General features: G+C 66.7%; 1 protein-coding gene. It reads left to right on the forward strand.

Annotation, left to right across the window (positions count from 1 at the left end; translation table 11 throughout):
• Positions 1-80 precede the first annotated feature (80 nt).
• The coding region (locus GTP77_RS29885; protein WP_371869421.1) for a contractile injection system protein, VgrG/Pvc8 family at positions 81-483 on the forward strand (403 nt) is incomplete at its 3' end.

Genomic DNA, 483 nt, shown 5'->3' on the forward strand with positions numbered 1-483 from the left:
GCCTTACGTTGCGCCCGCTCAAAGTAGCGTTGCCAAAGCAGTGCCATCATCGCCGAACCCCTAGCCCCCGAGGAGCCCCAGTGGAAAGCGATCTGCTCGACTTCCTGGTCCAGCCCAAGGACCTCATCACCACCAACCGCCCCCTGCGCCTGCGCCTGGACTGCTCCACCCAGCTCTCCGACGACATGCTGCTGCCGCAGCGCGTGTACGGCGCCGAAAGCATCTGCGGCGGACTCGAATACCGCATCCTGTGCGTCTCCGCGCGCGCCCAGCTCCCGCTCAAGGAATTCATCGGCCTGCCCGCCGCGCTGGACTTCGTCACCGACCGGGGAGGCCTGCGCAGCATCTGCGGCATCATCACCGAGATTGCCGCCGGCGACAGCGACGGCGGCCTGGCCAGCTACCAGCTGGTGCTGCGCGACGCGCTCTCCATCATGGACAAGCGCACCAACACCCGCGTGTTCCGCAACAAGGACGAAGTGG

Source organism: Pseudoduganella aquatica (assembly GCF_009857595.1).
GTDB classification, from domain to species: Bacteria; Pseudomonadota; Gammaproteobacteria; order Burkholderiales; family Burkholderiaceae_D; genus Rugamonas; species Rugamonas aquatica_A.